The sequence below is a fragment of the Streptomyces atratus genome, from assembly GCF_014648655.1.
GTDB lineage: Bacteria > Actinomycetota > Actinomycetes > Streptomycetales > Streptomycetaceae > Streptomyces > Streptomyces atratus.
On sequence record NZ_BMRN01000010.1, the window covers coordinates 167,021 to 192,983 of the forward strand.

Below are 25,963 nucleotides of genomic sequence, written 5' to 3' on the forward strand. Positions count from 1 at the left end.
CTATGCAGTTGCTGAACGTCCCCACCCCACCCCCGGGAATCGTCTGGACCTTGGTGCGTTTCATGGCGGCAGAGGGAAAACCCACGCCCAAAAAGACGATCACCATGTACCTGGAGCCCGGGGAAGCCGAAGCAAAAACCACCGGCCCCGTGCATCACTCCTTGAGCACGCTCAAAGATCTGGGCCTGGCGGTCCGGTCCGAAGATGACGACTGGTCGCTCGCCGGTGGGCTGGAAGAAATGGACGTGGATGACTATGCGCGGTTCCAAAGGGTGGCACGCACGGCTGTTTTGGGCGTTAAGGGGGAGGTGCCGGATCCGCCCGATGACATCCGCCGCGCCCTTGTCTGGATCTTGACGAGAGATCCGTTTACAGAGTCTTTCAACTGGGCGACCATCGATCAGTTGTACAACCGCTCAGCACCCGATGGTCAACTGGTGCTGGCGAACGACACTCGGTGGCCCTCCTTGGCCGCTTGGGGCACCGCACTGGGCCTGCTTGCGCCTGCATCTCACACGGCCAGCCGGCATGTGCCGGATTGCACGCGTGCCGTGCGTCAGGTGCTTAGCGATGGACTGGAAGTTGGCCGCCCCTCCGATTCCATGAGCGCCTTGCAGTTGCTACGCCGCCAGCTGCCGGTGCTGCCAGGGGGTGCACTGGCTACGTCACTGGGTTATGCACTTGATGCTCCGAAGGTCGCAGGTGCCGCCCTTTCCTTTGCCCTGGCGCGCGGCGAACACGAAGGTTGGCTGCTCTTGGGCCAGGACTCGGACGCCTCCGTGGTCATCAACCTCCACGACCCGGAACGGACTTCTGTCCGTATTTGTTCATCCATCACCCTGCTGGAGGGCGACGATGCCTAAGCTGCGCGACTACGTCTGCTGGGACATCGAACGGGTCGTCTCGACGATCCAGACCGAGGCAGTGGTGGCCTCATCCGCCGTGTTCTTGGCGACCCATACACCCCTCCAGATCCAGCGCGCCGAGATCAGCGGAAGGACGTTCAACAACACCGGCCAGATGGTCAGCGAGAAGGATGTCCTGAAGGATTTCCTGGGACGTAAGACGGCAACGGGGACCGTGCTCCTACCGATCGTCGGCGAGTCCGGGTCCGGAAAGTCCCATCTGGTCCGCTGGGTGCGGGAGAACCTCCCGGCGTCGAGCAAACGCAAAGTCATCTACCTCGAGAAGTCCAAGACCAGCCTGCGGCACGTGATCGAGTCACTGCTGGAGGGTGTCGAAGACGAGGAGATCTCGAAGATCCGCGCGGATGTACGCAGCTCCACCAGCAGCATGGATGCCCCCGCGTTGACTCTGCGACTCATCAATGAGTTGATGCTCGCACTTGCGGGGACCACTTCTGCCGGGCTGCGGGGCCGGCAGCGGCAACTGGCCGGCCCGAAGGGTCTGGCGCTGATCCTGCAGGACCCGGTCCTCCAGGAGCAGATGCTGGAGAAGGGGAAGTTCGTTCCACGCTTCGCCGAGCACATGCTCAGCGACCGCGGTTCGGATGCTGAGCGCCCTCCCCACTTCAGCGTTGACGACCTGCCGCTCAGCATCGCCTCGTCCATGGACGGAGTTGCCGCACCAACCAGGGTCATGCTCAGACTGCTGCTGTCGAAGCCCGAGATGCGCGACACGGCCGTGGACCTGCTCAACGAGTATTGGGAGAAGTCGGTCCAGGCCACCTCTTCCCTCGGCGGCGGTCGCGTCCTGGATGCGATGAAGAAGGTGCGTGAAATTTACGCACAGCAGGGCAAGGAGATCGTCCTGCTGGTCGAGGACTTTGCTTTGATTCAGGGGGTCCAGGGCGATCTGCTGGATGCGATCACCGAGACGTCGCAGCGCGAGGGCCGCACCGTGCTCGCCCCGATGCGCACGCTCATGGCCATCACCAGCGGTTACTTCCACGATCTACCGGAGACAGCCGGCACCCGCATAGAGGCCTCCACAGGCGGCCACGTCTACAACCTGGACCTCGTCCTGAACGACCACGACAGCGAGGAAGCCATCGCTTCCTTCGCCGGCCGTTACCTCAACGCAGCCCGGGTGGGACGCAAGGAGTTGGAGGCACACGCCGGGGAGTCGGTGCCCAACCGGTGCGAAGACTGCCCAGTCCAGACCGCGTGTCACGACGCGTTCGGCAAGTCAATCGAAGGTTACGGGCTGTATCCGTTCAACCTTTCTGCGCTACGGCGGACCGTTCACGCAATCGCTCCGACCGGGCAGCCGCTCGCCTTTGTACCGCGGAGGGTTCTCAGTCGGGCCCTGATTCCTGTCCTGACCGAGGGTTACGACAGCATCCAAGAGGGCTCGTTCCCCGACGAACAGTTCCGCAGCCGCTTCAAGAGCAACCGCGACGCCAACGACCTTCCACTGGCAAGCCGAGTGCGGGAACAGATCGAGGATCTCGACCAGGTTGATGGCGCACGCCGTGAGAAACTTTTGGAGTTTTGGGCCGACAGCCCCACCGAACTAGTCAATCTCGACTCGGGTGTCGCTACCGCCTTCTCTCTGCCTGATCTTCCCGTCGACTCCAGTCGCGCGAAGCCACTCGCACCGGCATCTCGATCGACGTCCGTGAAGCGTCCCGTGGCCGACCCGCCAGTCGACGGTGACTCGCCTCTGCCACGGGGCCTGCAAAAGCGTCTGGAGCTGGTGGAGAGTTGGAGCACCGGTGATGCCGGCCTGCCGACGACGGAAGCCTCCGCCGTGCGTTCGATGGTCTCGCGAGCTGCCTTCTACCGTCAGGATTGGCTGCACCCGCCGGTGAAGCCGCTTGGCGTGAATGATGCTGAAAAGGCAGGCTGGACCAACAAGGCGAACACCGTCTCCATCGAGCAGGCCGCGGCTGAAGCGCTGTCCCGAGGTGACTCGCCGGTCATCTTCAAGCGCACCCCCACCAACGCAGAATTCTTCAAAAGCCTGATCTCCCTGAGTGCTGAGTCCGCAGTTGGGGTGCGGCCTCAGGACGTCGTGCGCCTGTCGAGCATGGCTGACCGCTATGCCCGCGTCTTGCGTGAACGCGTCACTGAGCAGTCCCAGGTCGGCGATGATGACCTGGTAGCGGGTCTACGTGTGTCGCTGATGGGCGCCGCGCTCGCCGGCCACGCTCATCCTGGCACGCCGCTGGCGCAGTTGTATGCTGCTGCCTTCCACCCCGGCCAATCCTGGTCGCGATCCGATGCTTCGTCCCGTACACCGCTATGGCAGACGAGTCTGGCTAGTCATCTGGCCAAGCGAGGCACTCTGGTGGACAAGTTGCGCGGAGCGCTCGGTGTGGGGCAGGGAACGGGCGCAGTGCAGGTCATCGACGCGGCCCGGGCACGGCCCCTGCTGCGTCGTGCCGCCGAGCAATGGGTTTTGGATGACCTCGAGTTGCCCAGGTGGGCGCAGGAGGCTGCGCAGCCGCTGACAGGGTGGCGCGTACTGGTGCCCGCTCAGCATGCTCAGTTGGCTTCTCTCCTGCAGGAACTACGACAGTGGTTCCCGCGGGGAGAGCGCTCGACTGACATGCTGAGCCAACTGGATGCCTCGCTGCGAGTGGCGGCAGAGTTGGGCCTGGAAGGCGGCAACCAGGTTCCAGCAATTCGCCAACTGTTTAAGAAGATCGAGGACGCTGATTGGGCCAGTTTGACGGCCCTGGAACGGGACCTGACCAAGCTCACCCTCGACCTTGAGGTGCCTGCCGCGATATCCGCCGCGCTGCAGGGCGTCGTCCCGATCAGGGATCCCCACCTGGCAGACATGCATCAACTGCTTCAGCAGGCGGATGCGTTCCTTGGTGATGCGTTGCAGGCGGCCGAAGCGCGCGGGCAGACAGCCGCTAGCACCGCCAGTCAGCAAATGGAAGGGTTGATGGACGCCTGGCAGCAAATCGCTCAGGACGCCCAGGTGGCTTCGGAGGGCGAGGCATGAGCACATCGGTTCTGGACAAGGCGCGCGCTCTTCAAAATCAGGCGCGGCACATTGCCGAAGCGCAGAAGGATGCCGCCCAGCAGGAGCGCGTGGTGCGGCGCATCGAAGAGGTACGCAGCGCGCTGGAGAAGGCCACCGGGCAGGTGGAAGTTGCTGCGCTCCTCAAGGAGCGCACGGGGCAGTCGGTAAACCTGGCGTCCCTGGTGAGCGCGTATGAGCGTTTTGAGAACAAATCGCGTGGTGGCCTTCCGGCCGACCGGGTGTTCACGGAAGCCCAAAAAGCCCTCGCGGCCTGCACCAAGGAGTTCGCTTCCGTGATCCGGGAGGCCTGGGTGGTATGGGCGCGGGTATGTGTGAGCGGTGTGTCATCGGTGCGTTTCGCGGCCCTGGCTCCGGCGGAACGCCGTGAGGCGGAGGCATTGCTGCAGGACATGCGCCGGCATGCCGAGCGCAAGACCGTCGACGGTACTGTGATCCGTGCCTTTTATACCGCTTACGCGGATGTGGCGCGCCTTTTGGAGCACGCGCCCAGCGATGTGCCAGCGGAACTCGCCCAGTTGATTGAGCGGATCGACGGAGGTGGGCTGACGCTACGCGACCTGAGCACGGGTGACATTGCGTTGCTACGTGAATACGATCAGGACGCTTGGATCTCTGTCACCCGGAAGGCGGATTGACGGTCGGTGGCTTCGCAAACGGTTCCCAGTCGCGCTCTGCTTGGACGTGCGCTCACGGTGCTTGAAGATCTCGAGTTGCCGTTGCTGTCCTGGGGGGTGACGGAGGGGGCCTTGACGCACGATGAGGTGGTGCGCGCGCTGTGGAAGCTGGCCGAAGAGGCCCCTGAGGCTGCTCAGATGGGGGGCGAGGGACTGCTGGAAAGCCTGGTGCAGCGGCATCTGCTATTCCGCTTGCCCAGCGGTCCCGAACGCTACCGCACGCGTCTGGCAGAGGGTGTGCGGCTGACCGCGACCTTGCGCCAGTCTTTTGCCCCGCGGGGTTTTCGGCCCGGGTCGTCGCAACTCCCGGAGCGGTGGTGGGAGCAGGGCCGGCGTTTGGTGGCGGACTACCGTCTGCACGTGGCCGAACGCCGTTATCCCAAGCGGAACATACTCGCCGCCGACGCGATAGCCGAGATGGCCCAGGTGCCCGGGTGGACGAACCTGCACGCCGAGGTGGCGCGCAGCCAGATCGGCAGCTACTCCCTGTCCCGGTTTCAAGTCGACGCTACCAAAGCGGTGCTGCAGGGCCTGCAAGCTGCCGACTCACGCGGCATCGTGGTCAGTGCCGGCACCGGCAGTGGCAAAACGCTGGCGTTCTATCTGCCCGACTTTGCGGCCCTGGCGCACGATCAGCGCCGCAACGCGGTGCATACCCTGGCGCTGTATCCGCGGGTGGAGTTGTTGCGGGACCAGTTGCAAGACGCAGTGGCAGGAAATCTCCGGCTGATGCAGCAAGGCTTGAGCGCGCCGCGCATCGGCGTGCTGTATGCCAAGACCCCGTGGGAGGCGACAAATCTTACTCAGCCTGACGCCAAACGCGGGGGTGCAGCCTGGCCGGTGTTGGGGAATGGATTCGTCTGCCCCTACCTGGAGTGCCCCTCGTGTGATGGCGGCCAGTTGGTGTGGTCTCGTCGCGACATCGAGCAGCAGCGGGAAGTGCTGCAGTGTGCGCAGTGTCGACGCCAGTTGCCGGCGGGGATGGTGGCGCTGACGCGGCAGTCGCTGCGCCAGGACGCTCCAAAGTTGCTCTTCACCACTACCGAGATGCTCAACCGGGCCAGTTCCGGATCGGCGCTGGGGCGGGTGCTGGGCTGGGTGCCGGGGGCGGGGCCGCGGGTGGTGCTGCTGGACGAAGTACACACGCACTCCGGCTCGACCGGCGCGCAGACCGCCTTGTTGTTGCGGCGATGGCGCCATGCCCGGCGCACCCCGGTGACGTTTGTGGGGCTGAGTGCCACGCTGCGCCATGCCGATCAGTTCATGGCGCAACTGACTGGTCTGGCGCCGGAGAAGGTCACCTTGATCGAGCCGCATCCGGCCGATATGGAGAGCGAGGGACGCGAGTACGCGCTGGCGCTGCGGGGCGATCCCGTCTCGGGCGTGAGTTTGCTGTCGGTGGCGATCCAGACCGCCATGCTGCAGGGTCGACTCCTTGACCACAACACCCCTTTGCAGCAGTCCCTTCACGGCAGCCGGGGCTTTTTGTTCACCGATGACCTGGACGTCACCAACCGGTTGTACGACGACTTGCGGGATGCCGAAGGCGGCCAGAAAGGTCGGCAAGGGCAGCGCAGGCCCCTCAAGCCGGTGTTGGCGGCGCTACGCAGTCCGGACCTGCCCGCACAGGATGTCCGGTATGCGTTGGGCCAGTCGTGGAACCTTCCCGAACGGATCGGGCATCACCTCAGCCAAGACCTGACTCAGAGGCCGCTAACGATCGGGCGGACCTCATCGCAGGACGCCGGTGTGGATGCAGAGGCCCATCTGGTCGTGGCGACGGCGTCACTCGAGGTGGGCTTCAACGATCCCCGCGTCGGATTGGTACTGCAGCACAAGGCCCCCCATGACGCTGCTTCCTTCCTTCAACGACGTGGGCGTGCCGGGCGTGAGCGTGGCACGCGGCCATTGACGGTGGTGACGCTGTCCGACTTCGGGCGGGACCGGTTGGCCTACCAGGGCTACGACGCGCTGTTCTCCCCCGAGGTTGCCGCGCGGACTCTGCCGTTGGGTAACCGCCACATCGTCAAAATTCAGGGTGCGCAGGCGCTGGTGGACTGGCTGGGCATCCGGTTGCGTCAGCGCAGGATCGAGGTGGATGCGCGGCATCTTCTGACCGGGATGGCTACTCCGACGCCGGGTGAGAAGTATTCGCGGGCCCGGGACCAGATACGGGTTGATCTTGCTGCTTTGCTGGACGGCGACGATAGGTTGCTAGCCGAACTGACCGTGCACCTGCAGCGGTCATTGGCACTGGATGACGACGGTGTGCTGGCGCTGCTGTGGGAACAGCCGCGGTCGCTGATGCTCGCGGTCGCGCCGACCATCCTGCGGCGCCTTCAGGTGGGCGACGATGCTGTGCACAACGATGCCGGAGCAGCTTCGTCCGCATTCTTGCCGGAGTTCATCACTCGCTCGCTGTTCGATCCACTGAATCTGCCCGAGGTGGAGTTCGAACTTCCCTTCCCCACCGACGGCGAGGAACGGTTGCCGGTGGGACGGGCGCTAGCGGAAGCAGTCCCCGGCCGGGTCAGCCGCCGCTACGGCTACCAAAGCGACCGTCACCGCACCTGGCTGGCGGTGCCAGCTGGCACGAGTGACGCCACCATCGATTTGAAGAAGATCGTCAAGCTCGATTTTCCGCAGGGCCGGTGGAACAGCGGCCGAGGAGATGTGGGGACGCTGCTAGTCACGCGTCCCCACACGTTGATCCTTGCCGCACCTGATGAAGATGTGGCCAGCCACTCCCAAGGGCGTCCAGTGTGGGCGAGCGAGTTTGTACGCAACTGGTCGGGCGGCCCCATCGAGGCCACCGTGCCGGAGTTGGCTGCCTGGCAAGGCCGCATTGCGCGGGTGGGCTTTGCCACGCACGCGTCGGGCAACCCCATCGAAGTGCGGCGCATGACCTACGGTGCCGAATGCGATGTCGCGCGTGGCACGCCGGTGAAACGGGAACGGGTGTCGGTCCGTTACACCCTGGATGGCGAAGCCGCCGCTATGGGGTTTGCCTCCATTGTCGACGCGCTCCAGGTCGGGGTTACGGCTTTGGATGTCACTGCGCCACGGATCGTGGAGCATCTTCACTCACGGCAGTGGCGGACGAAGGCGTTCACCCGCATCGTCGCTGAGGATCCGCGTATCAGCGCGCACGCCAATGTGTTCCAGCGGGGTTGGCTGGCGCTGGTCTACCTGGCCGCATTCGCCGTGCGGGGGCTACACAAGGAGACACCGGAGGCAATCCATGCGGCTCTGACCGGTGGGGCGTGGCGTGAGCAGGTGGAGCAGGTCATCCAGATGCTGTACCGGCAAGACCCGACAGCCGGTGGTCCACAAGCAACGGGTGGCGGAGCTGCCGACAGGGTGACAGCAGATCTGGAAGCGCTCAGCCAGCAGCCAGATGTGGCGCAGGCCATGGATGAGGCGGGTGCACTGCTGTTTTCTGCGGAGGTTGCGTCGGCCACCAGCGATCTGGCCCGTCGCACCTACCGTGACACGCTGGCCGCGGCCATTCTGGAGGCTGTGTTGCGTATATGCCCCGATGCCCAGGACGGTGACGTGACGCTCGATGTGGTGGCCGGCAGCGACGACATCGACACGATCTGGATCAGTGAGACGTCGGAAGGTGGCCTGGGCATCATTGAGGCTCTGGCCTACCGCTACGGCGAAGATCCGGCCCGCTTTTGGACGCTGGTGGCGTCTGCGTTGCGGCCCAACGCCCATGAGTACACCGATCGGCGGCTGACGGACCTGCTGCGGCATGTCATGGATGAGGAGCCGGGCGGGGAGTTGGCCCACGCAATGGGACAGGTGCGGGCTGCGCAGTCGGCAGGCAAAGCGACGAAGGCGCTAGAGCAGGTCCGCACGGCATGGTCGGGGTTGGATGGCGCGCCTCGACATGCTGATGTGGCGGCGTTGGCGACGCGGTTGCTGCGTCCGGGCTCGGATCGGATGACGGATGCCTCCGCATGGGCGCTGATTCAAGCCTGGGATGGTCTGGAAGAGGCCCTCGGTATCGAGGTCGATGCCCGGGTGGTGGCGTATGCGGCGGGGGCCGGTGGGTTGCCGCTGCCGCGGCCTTTGACGTCGGATCAGGCGTTCAGCATGCTGTGGCCGCGTGGTGATCAGGCCCGCAACCATCACCTGGAGTCGTATCAGCCCTACCGGGACAGTGAGCGGCCGGCCGTACTGGATCGGCTGCTGGTAGCGGCGGTGCATGCGCAGGATGTGCCGCGGATCGACGGCACGGCCAAGGACTGGGTTGAGCAGTATCAGAAGATGCTGGCCCAGGTCAGGGAAGTAGATGTGGTGCTGCCTCTGAACCGGCCGGAGGCGCTGCGTACGGTGATGCTGCAGGTGCCGCTCGTAAACGTGGACCGCGACGTGATGAGCCTGTTTGGAGAAGTTACTCAAGTGAGCCGCGATCCCGAGCACGTGCTGGTGCGATGCGTCATCAAGGAGTCGGAGCAGTGATCACGCCGCGGACTCTGCGCACCAATGCGCGCAGCGCGTTGCGCGCGGACTCGCTGATCCGCACGGCGTTGTTGGCGCAGTTGGCCGGTGGGCAGGGCGAGCTGTGGCTGGTGTCGGCGTGGATCAGCGATGTGGAGTTGGTAGACAACTCCGATGGCTCCTTCGACTATCTGCTCGGCGAGGACCCGCCAGAGCGCTGCCGTTTGTCGGATCTGCTGGTGCTGCTGGCACGGGCCGGGATGACAGTGCGTGTGGTGACTCGGCCGACCATGGCCAATGATGCCTTCGTGCAACGCTTGCACGCGGGGGCGGACTCCACCTGTGACTTGCGGGTGGTCGAAGACGACGACGTTCATGAAAAGTGTTTGGTGGGTCCGGGATGGATCTTCCAGGGCTCGATGAACTTCACTCGCAACGGCCTGGCCCGTAACAAGGAACAGATCACGTATGCCGTGGACGAGCGCGCCGCTGCGCAGGCTCTGGTGGAGTTTCAGCACGAGTGGGAGCAGGCGTGAAGAGCGCTAAGGAGACCCAGACAGGCCAGGACGGGACGCTTAAGGCGTTCGTCGATCTGTTTCTCAATCCGGTGCACAACGCCGCGGGCAAGCATCCGGAATGGTGCGCGGTGTTCCGGGACAGTGCCCTCCAGGCCCAACGGGCACCCCTGGTGCTGCCGCGCCTGTGGGATGCAACAACTGAGTCCGCCTATTACGTGATCGCCCGGCGGCCGAACGAGGCAGCCGTGGTACGTGATCTTCTGGTGGCTTTCGCCGGCCCGTCCATTGTGAAGGTCGGCTATGACGTTCCCATAGACCTGGATGACGCTGATGTGATCGAGGCGGCTATTGCCGCCCGTTACGGGCTTGCCAGCACGTTCAAGCTGCGGGCTCCGCGCGACAAGCGCAAGGAGTTGCACGGGGCGCTGACGCGGATGCTGGCGTTGGTGGAGCACAGTCCGCAGCGCGCGTGGTCGGCGCCCAAGCCGTTGGGCCGGTTGCTGACGGATTTTGAATCAGCGCTGGTGGGCGGTGCTCCTCAGGTGGTCACGGAGATTTTGGAACAGATAGGCCGGCAGGGCGGTCTGTCGGTGGCCAACCTCAAACATCTTCAGATCAAGCGGCTGGCGGTGCTGGGCCGGGCTCAGGAGTTGCTTAACCTGCCGGGGTTGCGAGAGATCCTGTTGCAGGACCCTCCCCGGGCCGTGAAGGACATGGTCCTCAGCGCCATCTATTCCACCTGCATCGAGCCTGCGTTGGCCGAGGGATCTTTGGAGGAGGCCTGTGCGGCGCTGGCGCAGCCGCAGGTGCCGATAGCGTTGCTGGCCGAAGAAAATCCGGTGCACTTCAGTGATGCAGCCGCAGCGGCCCTACTGGTCGGGTTGCTGGCACGCGGGCAGGAAACGGAGTTGGCCCGCGCCACTTCGGCCTTGGATGCGGTGCAGCGGTCGTCGGCGGTGCCGGCCGGCATGGACTCCTACCGCGCGACTGCTTCTGGCACCACTGCAGAAGAGGCAGACCTGGCAGCGGATGCCAGCGCCGCACGCTCCGCCCGCACAGCAGAAGCACCCCACACCGGTGGCGTGGCGTGGCTGCCGGCATCGTGGGAAGAACTGCTCGCAGCCGTGGCCGACGCAGACAAGGCCGCGCTGCAGGTCTGCCGGGACATGGAGGCCGGCGGCAGCACCGAGTTGCCCTTGGCTGCAGATGCCAGCGTGGATGCGACTTTGGCCGACCTGCTGTCCGGTTTGAGTGATGCGGGCTACGAGAACGTGTGGCGGTACGCCCTGTCTCCGTTCTTGCAGGAGGTCGCCCGCAGCGCTACCTCCCTACCGTTGACTCTGTCGCAGATCACCGCCAGCAGTATCGGCCAGCGGCGCGATCCAGCGAATTTGGCTGTGCTTGATCTGCTGCTGGAATTGTTCTTGCGTACGTCGCCGTCCGCGGACGACTACGACGAGTTCCTTGAGTATCTGACCATGCGGGTGCAGGAGTGGGTTGCCTCGGAGACCGCCAGCCAGACACTGGACTTCGTCGACCGGTTGGCCGCCTTCGCCACCCCGGATCCGCAAATCCGCGCGCAGGCCGCACTGGAGTTGCTTGCCCCGCTGAATCGGCACGCCCAGCGACTCGACGAAGCGTGCCTGGCCTCGGCGCATTCCCTGTCCGATGAGTTGGAGTTGGGCCTTGTCTGGCCCGCCTGGCAGGCGGAGTCCAGCAGCGAGAGCGCCGTCACCATCTTGCCGGCGCATGTGCTGGTGTATGGCATGGATGCAGGCGTGCTGGAGCGCGTGCAGCAGTGGATGGCGGATCACTACCCTCAAGTAAAGATGTCGCTGTCCGGGGACAAGGTGGGCTCCAGCCGACTGCGGGAGGTAGCGCGCCATGCGGACTTCAGCCTGCTGATCACGCAGTGCGCCACCCATGCCGCCACCAATTTCATCAGCCAGCATGCGCAAGCGGTGGTGTATCCGAGGGGGGCCGGGTCGGTATCCGTGGTGCGTGCCATCGTGGATGCGCTGCAGGATCGCTCCGCCCAACTGGCAGCTGCCGAGGACGGGCGCAAGCACGGCAGATGAGGGGCATTCACCGTGTCCGATCCAGGCACGGTGAACCCAGTCGGCCGGTCAGCCCCGTACGGTGCGCACCAGCAGGTCGGTGAGCAGGCGGATGTCGTTGGGGGTGTTTTGCAGGCCGTTCCAGCGGCGCTGTTCGCCGTCGGGGAAGCGCCACATGCCAGAGGTCCAGGCGGTGACCGGCATCAGGCTGAGGATGGCGTTGCGGACGCGGTCGCAGTCGACGTCTTCGGCCGCCATGCCGTCGGTGAGGCTGTCCATGACGAAGCCCATGGCTTGGATGCCTGCTCCGTGGGTGAGGCGGGACTGGCGGGGCGGGAGTTTCCAGGCGTCGCTGAAGGTTTCCTGCACGATGGTCCAAAAGGAGCGCAGGTGCAGGAGCATGCGTTCGACGTCGCCGGAGCCGTCTTCGGGGTTGCGGTACTGGTACAGGGCCCCTTCGAAGAGGCTGTGCTCCAGCATGCGCAGCAGGCTGGTGTCCTTGATGTTGCCGTGGGGGGAGGTGGGACTGGCGACGCGGCCGTAGAAGGGCCCCTTGCCGTCGGTGTTGAGGCGGGTCATCAACTGGGCCGGCAGGCGCTTGCGGGCGTAGGAGGGAGGGAGGTGTCCGCTGGTTTCGGGCAGCAGTTCGTGGATGAGGCCCTTGGGGAGCGGTTTGGTGGAGTTGACCAGGATGAACTGGGAACGCTGGTCTTGTTGATCGTCGGCGATGAATCCGACGGCGGCGACGGGGAATTCGGCCAGGTCCGCGTCGCGGATGGCGGCGCTGCGCTGCTGACCGTCCACAATCAGGGCGGGCTTTCCCTCATCGGGAAGGGATTCGTCGACGGGGATGACCAATTCTCCCGGGACGGAGTAGTCGACGCCGGCAGCTCGGCGTGCTCCGGTCTCGAACCTGACGGACTCGTCGAACGCCAGGACCAGGGCGTTGGGGAGCATGGCGTTGTCGGACTCGAGGTAGCGGCGGATGCCCCGGATGTGGCTGAGGACTTCGGGCCGCTGGTAGCCCTGCAGGCTGCTGCTGTCGTCCCGCCGGACGCGGGAGACGGCGGCGAACCTGTGGATCTTCTTTCCGTCGACAGCGAAGCAGTAGATTTTTCTGTCTCCCTGACGCACTTCAAGTGCGGGGAGCCTGAGTTCATAGCGGTCGGCCATCGCATCTCCTGACATGGTTAAAAAGTAGAGGGCGGATTTTACCCGAAGGTGAGTGATCGCATTTTCGCTTCGAGCACGGTCAAATTATGGAATCCGCGACGCTTGTTTCGCTCACTCCCCCGGAATATCACGATCTCAATTCCGTGCTTCTTGCACAGGGCGCAGGGGCAGATGCGCCAAGGCGCATCGCTCAGGGTGCGCTCGTACACTTCGAGGTAGCTTTTCTTTTTCGGCCCGAGTACGAGGGATTCGTAGGTTCCGAGGGCAGTCAGAACCTCCTCTTTGGAGGTTTCCTCGCGATCGAATTCGCGCAGGGCGCGCAGGCTGGCTCGCTCGGCGGTGATTGCTTCTGCCTGCGAAACGTTCCCGGACAGGATGAGCCGCTTGAGTGCGGGGTTTCCGTCGACCTGGGGGACTCTGATCGCCGTGTAGGAGTCGGTAGCCGAGTGGTAGTTGTTGCGGTCATCCATGAAGGCCTGACGGAAAGCGGAGGTACTGTCGAAGCTGGTCACGCCGTGGCGGGCGAACTGTTCCATGCTGTCCACCCGGTTGATGCCGAGGAGATGCAGTTCCGTTTCCGGGGAGCGGATGTCGTCGATGGCGCGCAGGCAGGCGAGGATTTCGTGTGATTTGAGGGGGACCATGCCACCCAGTGCGATGCGCCGGTAACCCATCTTCTGCAACTGCTTCACGCTGTGCGCGTAGCTTTGCGGGCCCCAACCCTGCGCTGCACCGACCGGTTCGAAGCGCGCGCCTGATTTTTGTGTTGCGGTGATAAATTCTTCGGCGAGTTCCAAGGAGATTTGCTGCCGGGTGATCCAGGCGTCCTCGGGTTGTGTATCGGACTCTTCGGGAATGTATCCGAAGATGATGTGGTCAATGCTGATGCCCGCATCGAATCCGCAGCGGCCGTAGAAGTCCATGACTTCGTCCACCTCGTAGGGCGGGCGCTCTTCGTCGATGTAGTTGAAGGCGCCGCAGTCGCCGATGGTGGCGCAGGCTTCGGGGAGGCGGAAAAAGGTCCTCACGCCCAAGCGGTAGAAACGCTCACGCTGCGGGGTGGAGTACTTTCCCGCCCCCTTCACGGACCCGTCGACAACCGCCTTGCTGACGAGGATCCCGTCGTAGGGGATCGGCGTCACGGCCTGGTGAGCGTAGACGTCGTCGCGTTGGCGTACTCGGTAGGGCGAGTACTCGTCGTTGACGAAGTCGTAGGTGGGACTCACCAGGTCCTGGCTGTCAGGGAAATAGAATTTCACGCGGCCTTTGCCTTTTCCTGCACATAGATACGGAGGAGGTAGTTCGAGAGCGTGCTGATGTGGCGCGGGTTGTTCTGAAGTTCGTTCCAGGGGGTATTCAGGTCCGGCCAGCGCCCTTCGGTCCAGCGGCAGTGCGGAACGATCAGGGCGAGTTCGGCCTGTGCCTGCTCGAGCGCGTGGGGGGAGTGGGGGTGGATGGCCATCATCACGCGGTCCATGAGGCGTCCCATAGAACGGATACCCACGCCGTGCATCAGCCGACTGCGGGTCGCAGGCAGGCCCCATGCTTCGGGGAAGGTGTCGCGGACGGCGCTCCAGTAGATGACGAGGATCTGCCGGATGGTGGCGGTGTCGACGGTGCCGTTGGACAGGTTCTTGTAGGGGAAGAAGACGCCCGAGGGGGAATTGAGGGATTCCTGGATGGCCGTGGTGAGGCTGTTGTCGGTGACGACGGCCTCCACTTTTTGTTCGGCAGTGGTGGAGGGGCGGCGCACCAGTCCGCGGAAGGGTGAGTCTTTGTCGTGGTTGAGGGCTTCGACCAGGACGGAGGGCAGTTTGCGAGCGGACAGTTTGGTCGGCAGGACCGTGCCGACCTCGGGAAGCAACTCGGTGACGAGGTTGGTCGGCAGCGGGGAGACCGTGTTCACGCGCAGGAACTGGTCTCGCTGGGTTTCCAGGTCTTCGGCGACAAAGCCGGCAATGGTCACGGCCAGGCGGGAGTTGCTGGTGCGGGCCAGAGCGAGGCTGCGCTGCTGGCCATCGACGATCCAGGCCGGACGGGGGGCATCGGGGGAATCCGGCAGAGGGATCTCCAGCGTCCCGGAGGTGCACAGGCCGTCGCTGCTGCTCGGGCCGGGGCTGGACTTGAACCGCACGCTGGAGGGCAGGGCGAGGATCAGTCCATTGGGGAAGAGGACCTCATCACCGTCAAGGTACTCCAGGATCTGCTTGACGTGCTGCTTCTTCTCGGGGCGCTGATAGCCGATGAGTTTGCCCGCTTCGTCCCGAGAGATCCGCGCCACGTCGGCGACCTGGCGCACCTCTTCGGCCGCCAACGTGAACACATACAGCGGGATCGTGGGGTGCTGCTCGATCCGCAGGGCCCGACGCTTAAGCACAGTGAAAGTCATCAGCGGCCAATCGTTGATGTGTACAGGTCTGCGAAGCGCTTCTGTTCACAGGCCATCCCCTTGTCTCTGAAGAGACGCAGTAGACGAGTGCGGGAGGAGTCGGGGTGGAGGGCCTTCATCTCTTTGATGAAGGCGATCACCAGCTCGTCCGACATAGGTGTGCGGGCGTAACGTTCGGGCCGGGCCGCCTGAGAGGCCCAGGCATCCCAACGCGCCTGTGCCTCAGGGCTGATGAGGCGGCCCGGCGTGCAGTGCTCGAGCCAGGAGGCTGCCATGCGGGTGTTCAAGCTGGTGAGGGTTCCGCCGAGGGCCTGCCGCAGGGCGGCATTGGCCGGCACACGCAGCACCCCGTCCAGATCGCAGGCCCCCCCGATCAGCACCACCTCGGCGTCGGCGGCCGCGAGCCCGCGCAAGTCCCGCTGCATGGCCTGGGCGTAGGTCTCTGACAGCACCACCAGTGCCCGTCCGGCGGCCGCGGCGATCTTAGACAGATCGCTGGTGCCATCCAGGTGTTGCAGGTGATCCCACCACCGGGATGCCTCAGGACTGGAGAAAGCCACGGAATCTGCGTGGCGTGGTACGAAAGTCGCTGCATACGACGGCGCCAGGCTGGAGACTTGCCGTAGGCCCAGGCCGGCCGAGGCTACATAGAGGCGAGGGACAAACCCTGCTCGAACTGCGGCGTCGGTGAGAGCGAGCGCACGCCGCCACTGATCCCCCTGGTAGAGGTCTTGCAGTTTCGCCTGCCGGCCCTGGACTGCCTGCAGGCGACGTGCCCATTCCGCGGCTCGCTGCGGCAGGTCGCCGGTGGGCAGGGTGCGGGCTTGCAGGTCCGCGGGGGGCGGTGAGGCCTTCCGGTCCGTGCACGTGACCACGATGGGCAACTCGTTCACTGCGACTCGACCCCTGGCTTCCGTAACTCGATTTTTGTTGTGGTTACTGTAGCCGGTAGTTAGGGGGGTAGGCTGCACCTGCCTCAACTGAGGAAACTGGACTGCAGATAGGGGAGTGACAGCATGGACCGTCCCGCGATCGTGTTGCTGAGCGGCGGCCTGGACTCGACCACGGTGCTGGCCATCGCCAAGGACCAGGGATTCACTCCCTACGCACTCAGCTTCCGCTACGGCCAGCGGCACAGCATCGAGTTGGAGGCGGCTCAGCGCGTGGCGCAGACCCAAGGCGTGGCCCGGCACGTCATTGCCGACATCGATCTGCGGGTCTTCGGCGGCTCTGCCCTGACCTCCGACATCGAGGTGCCCAAGCACGAGACGCTGGAGGACGTCGAGGAGGGTGGGGTGCCGATCACGTATGTGCCGGCCCGCAACACGATCTTCCTCTCATTCGCGCTGGCGTTCGCCGAGACGGTCGGTGCCAGCGACATCTTCACCGGGGTCACAGCCGTGGACTACAGCGGCTACCCCGACTGCCGCCCCGAGTACATGGAGGCCTTCGCTACCATGGCCAACCTGGCCACCCGAGCCGGGGTGGAAGGAACCTCCCAGATCACCCTGCATTCCCCCCTGATCGCGCTGTCCAAGGCCGACATCGTGCGCGAGGGCCTGCGACTGGGCGTGGACTACTCCCTTACTTCCTCCTGCTACGACCCCGACGAGCAGGGGCGGGCCTGCGGTAAGTGCGACACCTGCCTGCTGCGCCTGAAGGGCTTCGCTGAAGCCGGCGTGAAGGACCCCGTCCGGTATCAGAGCGTCTGAGCATGACCTATCTGATCAAGGAAATCTTCTACACCCTGCAGGGAGAAGGCAGCCACGCAGGGCGTCCGGCGGTCTTCTGCCGCTTCTCCCGCTGCAACCTGTGGACGGGCCGGGAACAGGACAGGGCCCGCGCCATCTGCCAGTTCTGCGACACCGACTTCGTCGGCACCGACGGTGAAGGTGGCGGCCGCTTTCGCACCCCGCAGGACCTGGCCGATGCCGTGGAGGCCGCCTGGCCCACGACCGATCGAGCCCACCGGTTCGTGGTGTGCACCGGCGGAGAGCCCCTGCTGCAACTGGATGAGGAAGCCATCGAGGCTCTGCACGAGCGCGGCTTCGAAGTCGCAGTGGAAACCAACGGCACTCGCCCGGCCCCACGAGGAATCGACTGGCTGTGCGTCAGCCCCAAGATCGGCTCCACCCTGGTCCTCACCCAGGGCGACGAACTGAAACTGGTCTACCCGCAGGCCGGCGGTGACCCCGCCCAGTTCGAAGAACTGGACTTCCGGCACTTCAGGCTGCAACCGCTGGATGACGCTCACCGTGAAGCCCATACCCGTGCCACCGTCGAATACTGCATGAAGAACCCGCGCTGGACTCTCTCCCTCCAGACGCACAAGTATCTGGGAATTCAGTAATGGAAATCTTTCGCGAGTTCACCTTCGAAGCAGCACACCGCCTGCCGCGCGTACCTGAGGGCCACAAGTGTGCCCGCCTCCACGGCCACTCCTACAAGGTGATCGTGCACGTCGAAGCCCCCGTCGATGCAGAACTGGGCTGGGTGATGGACTTCGGCGACATCAAGCGGGCCTTCAAGGCCATCGATGCTCAACTCGACCACTACTACCTGAACGACATCGAAGGCCTGGACAACCCCACCAGCGAGAACCTGACCCGCTGGATCTGGGACCGGCTGATCGGCGAACTTCCCGCGCTGTCCGCGATCACCGTGCGGGAAACCTGCACCTCCGGTTGCACCTATCGAGGCGTGTAAGGCATGCACGACATCCAAAACGAACCCGACCGCCGCGGCATTGCCATCGACGAGGTGGGTATCAGCGGCCTGCGTTACCCCCTCACCTTCGACGACGGCTACACACGACAGCAGGGCATTGCTGACATCAGCGCCACCGTCGGCCTGCAAGCCGACCGGCGCGGCACCCACATGAGCCGCATGATCGCGCTCGTGCACGAGGAAGTCTCCACGCTGACCCCGCAGGAGTTCCCCATCGCCCTCAAGCGTGGCCTCGCCCTGCTCGATGCACCGGCTCTCACCCTCACTCTGTCCCTGCCCATCGCCACCGCTGTCACCGCCCCCGCCAGCCAGCGGGAATCCTGGCAGACCCACGACGTCACCGTCACCGGCCGCATCACCGCTTCCGGATGCACTGTCACCACCTCGGTGACCACGCACGTCACCAGCCTGTGCCCCTGCTCCAAAGCCATCTCCGACTACGGCGCCCACAACCAGCGCAGCGAGATCACCCTGGAGATCACCGGCACCAACGACACCCCTTATCCCCTGCCCGTCCACGAGATCATCCAACTGCTGCGCGCCACTGGCTCCGCTCCCGTCATCCCACTTATCAAGCGGCCTGATGAACGCGTCGTCACCATGCAGGCTTACGACCACCCCGTCTTTGTCGAAGACATCATCCGGGACATAAGCCTCACCTGCCGGGGTAAAGGACTCACCCACACCGTCACGGCGAAGAACCTGGAAAGCATCCACAGCCACGACGCCATCGCCACCCTCACCTACAACCACTGCTGACCCGCCACAGGCGGCCCCGACCGCCACCACGAAACGATCAATGTGGCGACTGCCCGCCCGGGTCGCACCAACCAACGGTCCGGTCACCGCCAAGGCGAGAAGCCAACCCCCGTGCACGAATCCAGCCCGAGCAGCACCCCTCGCGCGTCCGAACATGCCCGGCCCGCGCCAACCTCTCACGTCCCGCCGCGTGCCGTGTGCGTGCCCGCACACGGCACGCGGCGGGGCCGCCGACAGGCGCCAGGCGCTTGCGCTACATGAATCGCTCCGGCTCAGATGAAGGCTCAATCGGGGGCCTGCCCGGCGATCGCATGTTGACCACATTGGTGGTCAACCTTGGCCGCCCTTCTACCGGGTCGCTCAGGGTGGCACACCTCAGCCCGGCCCTCCCTGCATGACAGCTCACCCGTCCGATGCGTAAATATTGCTACTCAAGCAGCACCCCCTCAAGATTGAGGCATGCCGTCCTCCACTGCCCCTTGGGTCCCATGGCCCCGCTTGGACCGTCGCACCTACCTCCTCCTGCTGGACGACCAGCGTCGGCTCCTTCTGTGCGGCGGATGCTGCGGCGGCTGGACCGTCCCCCAGGTGCGCATGACAGCCAGCGCCAGCTTCCTGGAGTCAGCCACCCGGTTCCTGCAGGAGCGATTCAAAGTGGCGGCTCCACGCTATGGATCGGTGTATGGCATCCGCCAGTCGCGCAACGGTGAAGACTGGGAGTTCGACCGAGCCACGGCTACGCGGGTCTTCATCGTCCGCATCAGCGACGGCGAAGGATCGGCGATTGAGAAGCAGTCGGTCACACACGCCCGATGGAGTATCGAGGAACTGCGAAGGCGAAGAAGAGAGATCTCCCCAGAGGGGATCGTCTTACTGGTCACCGGTTACGTCGAAGGATGGATTCCCGATGGCCCCATCACTCTCCACTGAGAGTGGCGCCGCAGCGCCAGCCGACACGCCCTGGTCAGCGATCTGCTTACCTACGGGCCATCACGAGGATCCCATCTGTGTGACCGGCGAGATCGGGCCCTGGGCAGATAGCGGCGGCGCACCCTGCATCGAGTTCGATGACCACGGGCATCCTAGCTCCGGAGCATTCAGCGCATTGGGCGTCTTCTTCCTCTGAGGCAGGCGGCCTGAAACAGGACGTCTATTGGCGTAGAGGCGGCCTTGACCAAGGTCCTCCATAGCTGATGCGCTTGGGGAGTTAGGGCGTCGGACTCGGGGGGCTTCGTGATCAGGGCTGTTCTAGGTTCGATGTGTCGTGCCCGTGGTAGCAAGACGGATTCGGTCTTTCCGCTCGGTGGACGGGCGGCCCGCGCATGAGGCTCCGGCGGGGGATCACGATCGGCGTCGTGGCAGCCGGGGGTGCCGTGACAACGATGCTCGTGGGACTCGTCACGAACGCGGTGTCCGAGTCGGAGTGGCCAGGCTGGTTGGGGTGGTTACAGCGGCATGCCTGGTTCTCGTTCGCAGTGCTGGGCGGGGCCACGGTCGGGCTGACCATGCTGCTCGCCGCGCTGTCGGAGACCCGCACGCCCCTGCGGTCCCCTGAGCCGCATCAGCCGGGGAACGGGTCGGATCCTCCAGGGGCCGCCTTGGTGCTGCAGTCGCTGCCACGCGACACCGCGGCGTTCACCGACCGGAGCGCCGAACTCGAGGCGCTGGTCCGGTCCGTGAGAATCTCGCAGGAGAGCGGCTCGGCGCTGCCCGTGCATGTGATCGACGGAATGCCGGGGGTCGGCAAAACAACGTTCGCCGTGCACGCCGGCCATGTGCTGTCGGAACGATTCCCGGACGGGCAGCTGTTCGTGAACCTCAACGGGCACACGACGGGGCGCGCGCCGGTGCAGGCCACCGAGGCGCTGGCTTCGTTGCTGGCCGCGACCGGGGTGCCTGTGCAGCGGATTCCCGTCGGCGACGACGTGGGCGCGGTCGCCGAGGCGCGGGCGGCCATGTGGCGGAGTCGGCTCGCGGACAAGAAGGCGCTACTCATCCTCGACAACGCGGCCAGCTATCGCCAGTTTGAGCCTCTGCTCCCGGGCGGGAGCGGCTGTCTCGTGCTGGTGACCAGCCGGAAGCGGCTGGCGGCGTACGAGGAGGTGGTCCTGCCGGTGGCGGCGTTGCCGCCGGAGCACTCGGTCGACCTCTTCGTACGCCTCAGCGGGCGGTCGGCGGACTCGCTCGACCATGCCGTGCTCGCGGAGCTGGTGGGGCTGTGCGGGTATTTGCCGCTGGGGGTTTCGTTGCTTGCAGCGCGGCTGCGCCATCATCCGTCGTGGAGCGCCGAGGACCTGCGGGCGCGGCTGGTGGCGGCACGGGACCGACTGGGAGAACTCCGGGCCGGGGAGCGCGCAGTCGCCGCGACGTTCGACCTGTCCTACCGGGACCTCGCGCCGGAGCGGCAGCGCTTCTTCCAGCGTCTCGGCTTCTACCCTGGTACCGACCTCGACACCTATGCCGGTGCCGCGCTCGGTTCAGTCTCGGTGGCCGCGGCGCGCGAGCAGCTCGACGCGCTCTACGACGCCCATCTAATCGACGAACACCCTGGAAGCCGATACCGGCTTCATGACCTCTTACGCGACTACGCCCGCGGTCTCGCCGACGAGGGAGGCACCATGGAACAAGTTCAGGCAGTTCAGCGCGTATGCACCTACTACTTGGCCGCCCTCTCTGTCGCGAACGGACACATCCTTCGCGGTGGCGCCGCCACACCGACGCCACCAGGCGCCGCCGCGCAGGTGGAGACGCCACCCATGGAGTCCCGTACCGCGGCCCTGGGCTGGCTGGAGAACGAGCGTGCGAACGTCCTTGCCTGCATCCGGCGAGCGAACAATCTCGCGCTGCATGAACTGGTCATCTGTATGGCCGCGGCCATGGCCCCCTTCCTACGGCAGGCCGGCCCCTGGGACCAGGCCGTCAGCCTTCACCGCACGGCCGCAGAGGCCGCCCGGCACACCGGCGACCGGCACGCGCTGGCGGACGCGCTCGCCGAGGTCGGAGTCGTACGGCGCTTCATGGCCGCCTACCCTGAGGCGATCGAGGCCCTGAACGAGGCAGTGACGGAGTACGAGGCAGTCGGCGAGCGACGCGGCAAGGCGGACGCTCTGAACCAGGCGGGCATCGTCTCTTACATGATCGCGGACAACGACGCCGCGGCCCGCGCCCAGACCGAGGCCCTCGCCCTCTACCGAGACATCGGCGACCGGCTCGGCCAGGCGAACGCGCTCGCGGACCTCGGCATGGTGCGTCGACAGACAAGCCAGTTCGACGTGGCGATGGAGGAGCAGACCGAGGCCCTGTCGATCTATCGCGAGCTGGGCGACCGCTACGGAGAGGCCAACTCGCTGCGGGACCTGGGCATCGTGCACTGCCTCATGGGTGAGTATGAGCTGGCCACGCGTCGGCACCGTCAGGCGTTCGACATCTATCAGGAGCTCGACGACCGGGTCCACCAGGCGTACGCCCTCAACGAGATCGGCGTCGTACGGCGGCTGACCGGCGACCTGCCCGGGGCGCGGGAGGCCCATGCCCAGGCGCTGGAGCACTACACCGAGCTCGGCGAGCGGTTCGGGCGCGCGAACAGCGTCCGCCACCTCGGGGTGCTGGACCGCATGGAAGGCAACGTCATTGAGGCGATCCGTGTGTTGGAGGACGCCCTGGGTTCGTACCGTGATCTCGGTAGCCGTGGCGGCGAGGCCGCCACGCTGGGCGAGTTGGGTGTGGCGCACGGAATCGTCGCGGAGCAGGACCACGCTGTCGAGGCGTTCCAGCAGAGCCTGGAGATTTTGCAGGAGCTCGGCGACCGGTGCGGGGAGGCTGAGGTCCTGAACCACTGGGGGATGCTGCTGCACGCTTCTGGTGACTGGGCCGCCTCGCGGGGATATTTCGAGCAGGCGCTGGGGTTGGCTCGGGACATCCGCTGTCCGTTGGAGCAGGCGCGGGCACTGGAAGGGATCGGACGCTGCGACTGGATGGCAGACGGACCCGCGCAGGCTGAGGGCTCGCTGAGCGAAGCACTCGCCGTGTACCGGCAGTTGGGCGCGAACGGGGCCGCCGACACTCTCGAGCGGCTGCTTGCGTCGCAGGCGGGGTGAGCCGAGCTTGTGGCCGGATTGGGTATGCCATCGTAGGTAGTGGGACTGCTACGTTGCGGGCCGATCTGCCGACTCAACCGCCGTCGCACTGTTACGAGGAGCGTTGAATGCTGTCACGCACGTCCGTTCCCACGCCGCACGCCCCGGTGACGCCCGTGGCCCCGGAACCCACGCAGAGCTCGGTTGTCCTGGACCGCGTCGCCGCCCGTGTACGGCAGCGACTGGCAGCCGAGCGGACCGCGGCGAACGGTACAGGCGAAGGTGGTCACCAGGCTTCACTGATCTGGACCTGGCCCCTGTGAGCTCTCCCGCTCGATGACGCCGCGCGAGAACATCGCTCCCTTTCGGTCCTTCATTCTCAAGGTCGCCAATCGCTGCAACATCGACTGCGACTACTGCTACGTCTTCAACTCCGCGGACCAGGCGTGGCAGCGTCTACCCGCCCGGATGAGTGTGGATGTTGCCCAGGCTGCCGGGCGGAGGATCGGTGAGCACGCCGTGGCGCACGGCCTGCCGGGCGCGCATGTCGTTCTGCACGGTGGAGAGCCCCTACTCGCCGGCCCCCGACACATGGCTGACCTGCTCGGCGTCGTACGGGAAAGTGTTCCGGCCGGTGTGGAGGTACGTTTCGAGCTCCAGACCAACGGGACGCTTCTCACGGAGCCGTGGCTGGACCTCTTCGAGCGGTACGAGGTTGTCGTGGGCGTCAGCCTCGACGGGCCGCCGTCCGCGAACGATCGACATCGGCTGACCCATGCCTCCCGGTCGAGCGCCGCCTCGGCCGTACGCGGCATCGACCTCCTGCGGTCCCGACCCCACCTGTTCGCAGGAGTGCTCGCCGTTGTGGACCTGGCCAACGACCCGGTCGAGGTCCACGACTACCTGGCGTCGTTCGAGCCTCCGGTGATCGACTTCGGTCTGCCGCACGGGACGCACGACGAGCCACCGCACCGCGGCGATCCGAGCGTGCCCGAGTACGGGGTGTGGATGAGCCGCGTCTACGACGCCTGGCTTGCCCGGCCCGAAGACAGGCACGGCATACGGATGCTGGAGGACATCGTGGCGCTCAGCTCCGGCGTGCGCGGCTCGGTGGAATCCCTGGGTCTGGCCCCGCCAACGGGTGTCGTGATCGAGTCCGACGGCACGATCGAGGGCGTGGACACCCTGCGGTCCGTCGAGGAAGGCGCCTCCTGGCTGGGGCTCGACGTCTTCAGGCAGTCCTTCGACGAGGTCCTTCACCATCCAAAGCTCCTGCACCGGCAGTACGGGAAGGTCGCGCTCGCTGAACAGTGCCAGAGCTGCCCTCTGGTGGAGGTGTGCGGCGGAGGCTACCTCCCGCATCGCTTCAGCACCGCCCGTGGCTACCAGAATCCCTCCGTCTACTGCGCAGACCTGGAGTACCTCATCCGGCATGTCCAGGGCTCCCTACGCCGGCACGGCTGGGACCCGGCGGCCCCACCCCCGTAGCCATGAGCCGTGCCGCCACGGCAGGATCATGCGTTGGAATGAGCGAGTGAAGCGATGGAAGAGCGACAGGAGATGTCGATGACCGTGACGATCCGACCCGCCGACAGGCGGGACATCGTGGCCGTAGCCGAACTGATCGAGGAGATCGAGCGGTTCTACGGATCGGCCGAGATCCAGCCGCTCGAGGAACGCCACTCCCAGGTGGAGGAGGCGCTCTTCGGCTCGCCGCCGCTGGCGTCCGCGCTCCTGGTCGAGGACGGGGCCGGCAACCTCGTCGGGCTCGCCGCCTACTCGTTCCTCTGGCCGGCGGCCGGCTCCTCCCACTCCCTGTTTCTGAAGGAGCTCTACGTCCGCGACACCCTCCGCCGCCAGGGCGTCGGCGCCCGCCTCATGGACGAGCTCCGTGCCCTGGCCGCCGCACGCCCCGGGTGCAGCCGTGTCGAGTGGATGACGGACCGCGACAACCCGAACGCGCGTGCCTTCTACAAGTCGCTGGGATTCGCGGAGTTCGATGGGAAGATCGTCTACCGGGTGGACACCAATACGGGCTGAGGGCGGGGTGCGGCTGTGCAGGAAGAACGGTGCGACCGGTGTGAATGCATCGTCGGGCTGGGATGCGCCTGCTTGCCAAACGGGGTCGTATCGGAAAGACGTGCTGTACCGCAGCACAGGCAGGAGTGGCGGCGCTTCCTCGCGGACACGATCCTGATCTCGCCGACGCGGTACGCGCACCTGCCCGGGGCCTGCGCCCACCTGACCGAGGAGTTGGTGACGGCCCCGCGCTGGGGCTGGATCCCCGAACCGCCGCACGGGCTCTGGGACCGGTTGAGCAGTAGCCACCCGGCGACCGCGACAGAGGGGAACACCACACGGCAGGCGGTACGACGGTGCGAGGAGTGTCAGTCGGCATTCGTGATGTAAGCCGCCGTGGGCGCGGTCGCGCGTGACCGACCTGGGCTCGCCAGGTGACCGCGCACAGGGCTGCAGCCGGACGCTGCAGCCCTGCGGGTTTGGGTGTGGACAGGCCTTTGCTTTCCGGTCGGTGGTCCGCGCCGTGCAGCCGCCTTTGCCCTGGTAACGGCCTTGCCGTTGGCGGCGGTAGCGGCCCTGGTGGCAAGCGCCGGTTCAGGCCAGCTATCGGGCTTGCGAAGCAGAGTTCCAGGCCGTGTCTCGGCTGGCGGCTACCCCTCCCTTCAGCAGGCGCATCACATGGAGGGTCCTGTACGTGGCGAGGAACGCGCTCGGAGTATCAACCCGGCAACCAGGGCACCTCGCGCCCTTGTCCTTGCCCAGGTTCACGCCGGGCGGGACATAGACACTGGAGCCCAGGGGCCCGTAGAGAGCGCGGGATGACTGACCGTAAGTCATGTAGGGCTTGCGCCCCTCACGATGCAACACGAATTCTGTCTGTCACCTACGTACCCCTCTTGCCCCTCTATAGGGTGAAGGGAAGAATCAGGGCGCTGAGGGGTCGGAAGATGAAGTGGGAATGAGCCTCTCAGGACCCACGCGTGGTTGCTCACGATTGTTGAGCCCAGGTGGTGTTCAACCCTTCAGGATGTGAGCACCTGTCACTACTGCCCTGCGGCAGGAGCCAGCTAGCCGAGCGAGCCCTCCGGTGGCTGTCTCCTATCCCGCCTAGGGAATCCGGGCTGGGCCGTTCTCCTGAGTGCCTCTCACAGACTGAGCTGTG

Annotated in this window: 19 protein-coding genes; 15 read left to right on the forward strand and 4 right to left on the reverse strand. The window is 65.5% G+C overall.

All coding sequences use genetic code 11. From position 1 onward, the window contains the following. Window positions 1–2: 2 nt before the first annotated feature. The 6 genes from dpdG to dpdD all read left to right on the forward strand — a co-directional run bounded on the left by dpdG (window position 3) and on the right by dpdD (window position 11,679). The gene (dpdG, locus tag IEZ15_RS19315; RefSeq protein ID WP_189278387.1) at window positions 3–863 is read left to right on the forward strand and encodes a protein DpdG; all 861 of its coding nucleotides are present in this window, start codon (window positions 3–5) and stop codon (window positions 861–863) included. After that, window positions 856–3,918, forward strand: coding sequence for a protein DpdH (gene dpdH, locus IEZ15_RS19320; RefSeq protein ID WP_189278388.1), 3,063 nt, complete (start codon window positions 856–858; stop codon window positions 3,916–3,918). The genes dpdG and dpdH overlap by 8 nt, the downstream gene beginning before the upstream one ends. Then, complete coding sequence (locus tag IEZ15_RS19325) at window positions 3,915–4,595, forward strand: hypothetical protein (protein ID WP_189278390.1); 681 nt, start codon at window positions 3,915–3,917, stop codon at window positions 4,593–4,595. The genes dpdH and IEZ15_RS19325 overlap by 4 nt, the downstream gene beginning before the upstream one ends. Before the next feature lie 111 nt (window positions 4,596–4,706). Then, window positions 4,707–9,104, forward strand: coding sequence for a protein DpdJ (gene dpdJ, locus IEZ15_RS19330; RefSeq protein WP_229845969.1), 4,398 nt, complete (start codon window positions 4,707–4,709; stop codon window positions 9,102–9,104). After that, entirely contained in the window at window positions 9,101–9,619 is a 519-nt protein-coding gene (gene dpdK / locus IEZ15_RS19335; protein ID WP_189278392.1) for a phospholipase D-like domain-containing protein DpdK, read from the forward strand. The genes dpdJ and dpdK overlap by 4 nt, the downstream gene beginning before the upstream one ends. After that, the gene (dpdD, locus tag IEZ15_RS19340; protein ID WP_189278394.1) at window positions 9,616–11,679 is read left to right on the forward strand and encodes a protein DpdD; all 2,064 of its coding nucleotides are present in this window, start codon (window positions 9,616–9,618) and stop codon (window positions 11,677–11,679) included. Before dpdK ends, dpdD begins: the two co-directional genes overlap by 4 nt. A gap of 48 nt (window positions 11,680–11,727) precedes the next feature. Here dpdD and dbpB (IEZ15_RS19345) read toward each other — a convergent pair whose 3' ends face one another. From dbpB (IEZ15_RS19345) to IEZ15_RS44830, 4 genes are read right to left on the reverse strand one after another with little or no spacing between them, the layout of a single operon-like run. Continuing rightward, window positions 11,728–12,846 carry a DGQHR domain-containing protein DpdB gene (gene dbpB, locus IEZ15_RS19345; RefSeq protein WP_229845970.1) on the reverse strand — a complete coding sequence of 373 codons (1,119 nt, stop codon included), beginning with the start codon at window positions 12,844–12,846 and terminating at the stop codon, window positions 11,728–11,730. 23 nt (window positions 12,847–12,869) lie between these two features. After that, the gene (gene dpdA, locus IEZ15_RS19350; protein WP_189278396.1) at window positions 12,870–14,090 is read right to left on the reverse strand and encodes a tRNA-guanine transglycosylase DpdA; all 1,221 of its coding nucleotides are present in this window, start codon (window positions 14,088–14,090) and stop codon (window positions 12,870–12,872) included. Then, entirely contained in the window at window positions 14,087–15,220 is a 1,134-nt protein-coding gene (gene dbpB, locus IEZ15_RS19355) for a DGQHR domain-containing protein DpdB (RefSeq protein ID WP_189278398.1), read from the reverse strand. The genes dpdA and dbpB (IEZ15_RS19355) overlap by 4 nt, the downstream gene beginning before the upstream one ends. After that, window positions 15,220–15,780 (reverse strand): hypothetical protein, encoded by a 561-nt coding sequence (locus IEZ15_RS44830; protein ID WP_229845971.1) that lies wholly within the window; start codon window positions 15,778–15,780, stop codon window positions 15,220–15,222. The genes dbpB (IEZ15_RS19355) and IEZ15_RS44830 overlap by 1 nt, the downstream gene beginning before the upstream one ends. Before the next feature lie 456 nt (window positions 15,781–16,236). Between IEZ15_RS44830 and queC the strand changes: the two genes are divergently transcribed. From queC to haaN, 9 genes are all read left to right on the forward strand, one after another. Further along, entirely contained in the window at window positions 16,237–16,932 is a 696-nt protein-coding gene (gene queC, locus IEZ15_RS19365) for a 7-cyano-7-deazaguanine synthase QueC (RefSeq protein WP_189278402.1), read from the forward strand. Between the two features lie 2 nt (window positions 16,933–16,934). Beyond that, window positions 16,935–17,570 carry a 7-carboxy-7-deazaguanine synthase gene (gene queE, locus IEZ15_RS19370; RefSeq protein WP_189278404.1) on the forward strand — a complete coding sequence of 212 codons (636 nt, stop codon included), beginning with the start codon at window positions 16,935–16,937 and terminating at the stop codon, window positions 17,568–17,570. After that, complete coding sequence (queD, locus tag IEZ15_RS19375) at window positions 17,570–17,926, forward strand: 6-carboxytetrahydropterin synthase QueD (RefSeq protein WP_189278406.1); 357 nt, start codon at window positions 17,570–17,572, stop codon at window positions 17,924–17,926. Before queE ends, queD begins: the two co-directional genes overlap by 1 nt. A gap of 3 nt (window positions 17,927–17,929) precedes the next feature. Next, window positions 17,930–18,706: a GTP cyclohydrolase I FolE2 gene (locus tag IEZ15_RS19380; RefSeq protein WP_189278408.1), complete on the forward strand. Its 777-nt coding sequence runs from the start codon at window positions 17,930–17,932 to the stop codon at window positions 18,704–18,706. A gap of 498 nt (window positions 18,707–19,204) precedes the next feature. Further along, entirely contained in the window at window positions 19,205–19,636 is a 432-nt protein-coding gene (locus tag IEZ15_RS19385) for a hypothetical protein (protein ID WP_189278410.1), read from the forward strand. Between the two features lie 392 nt (window positions 19,637–20,028). Next, window positions 20,029–22,803, forward strand: coding sequence for a cyclophane-containing RiPP biosynthesis TPR protein HaaT (gene haaT / locus IEZ15_RS19390; RefSeq protein WP_189278412.1), 2,775 nt, complete (start codon window positions 20,029–20,031; stop codon window positions 22,801–22,803). Between the two features lie 107 nt (window positions 22,804–22,910). Further along, on the forward strand, window positions 22,911–23,105 hold the full coding sequence (haaA, locus tag IEZ15_RS46770; RefSeq protein ID WP_308427424.1) for a HaaA family cyclophane-containing RiPP peptide: 195 nt from the start codon (window positions 22,911–22,913) through the stop codon (window positions 23,103–23,105). 13 nt (window positions 23,106–23,118) lie between these two features. After that, window positions 23,119–24,270 carry an FxsB family cyclophane-forming radical SAM/SPASM peptide maturase gene (locus tag IEZ15_RS19395; protein WP_189278414.1) on the forward strand — a complete coding sequence of 384 codons (1,152 nt, stop codon included), beginning with the start codon at window positions 23,119–23,121 and terminating at the stop codon, window positions 24,268–24,270. A 78-nt stretch (window positions 24,271–24,348) separates the two neighbouring features. Then, window positions 24,349–24,822: a cyclophane-containing RiPP N-acetyltransferase HaaN gene (gene haaN / locus IEZ15_RS19400; RefSeq protein WP_189278416.1), complete on the forward strand. Its 474-nt coding sequence runs from the start codon at window positions 24,349–24,351 to the stop codon at window positions 24,820–24,822. Window positions 24,823–25,963 lie beyond the last annotated feature (1,141 nt).

Excerpts from the sequence above, each read along its gene's own strand:
- IEZ15_RS19380 (WP_189278408.1), top strand. The coding sequence starts at position 17,930 with ATGCACGACATCCAAAACGAACCCGACCGCCGCGGCATTGCCATCGAC.
- queE (WP_189278404.1), top strand. The coding sequence starts at position 16,935 with ATGACCTATCTGATCAAGGAAATCTTCTACACCCTGCAGGGAGAAGGC.
- haaT (WP_189278412.1), top strand. The coding sequence starts at position 20,029 with ATGAGGCTCCGGCGGGGGATCACGATCGGCGTCGTGGCAGCCGGGGGT.
- dpdH (WP_189278388.1), top strand. The coding sequence starts at position 856 with ATGCCTAAGCTGCGCGACTACGTCTGCTGGGACATCGAACGGGTCGTC.
- dpdG (WP_189278387.1), top strand. The coding sequence starts at position 3 with ATGCAGTTGCTGAACGTCCCCACCCCACCCCCGGGAATCGTCTGGACC.
- queC (WP_189278402.1), top strand. The coding sequence starts at position 16,237 with ATGGACCGTCCCGCGATCGTGTTGCTGAGCGGCGGCCTGGACTCGACC.
- dbpB (WP_229845970.1), bottom strand. The coding sequence starts at position 12,846 with ATGTCAGGAGATGCGATGGCCGACCGCTATGAACTCAGGCTCCCCGCA.
- dbpB (WP_189278398.1), bottom strand. The coding sequence starts at position 15,220 with ATGACTTTCACTGTGCTTAAGCGTCGGGCCCTGCGGATCGAGCAGCAC.
- IEZ15_RS19325 (WP_189278390.1), top strand. The coding sequence starts at position 3,915 with ATGAGCACATCGGTTCTGGACAAGGCGCGCGCTCTTCAAAATCAGGCG.
- IEZ15_RS19395 (WP_189278414.1), top strand. The coding sequence starts at position 23,119 with ATGACGCCGCGCGAGAACATCGCTCCCTTTCGGTCCTTCATTCTCAAG.
- queD (WP_189278406.1), top strand. The coding sequence starts at position 17,570 with ATGGAAATCTTTCGCGAGTTCACCTTCGAAGCAGCACACCGCCTGCCG.
- haaN (WP_189278416.1), top strand. The coding sequence starts at position 24,349 with ATGACCGTGACGATCCGACCCGCCGACAGGCGGGACATCGTGGCCGTA.
- haaA (WP_308427424.1), top strand. The coding sequence starts at position 22,911 with ATGCTGTCACGCACGTCCGTTCCCACGCCGCACGCCCCGGTGACGCCC.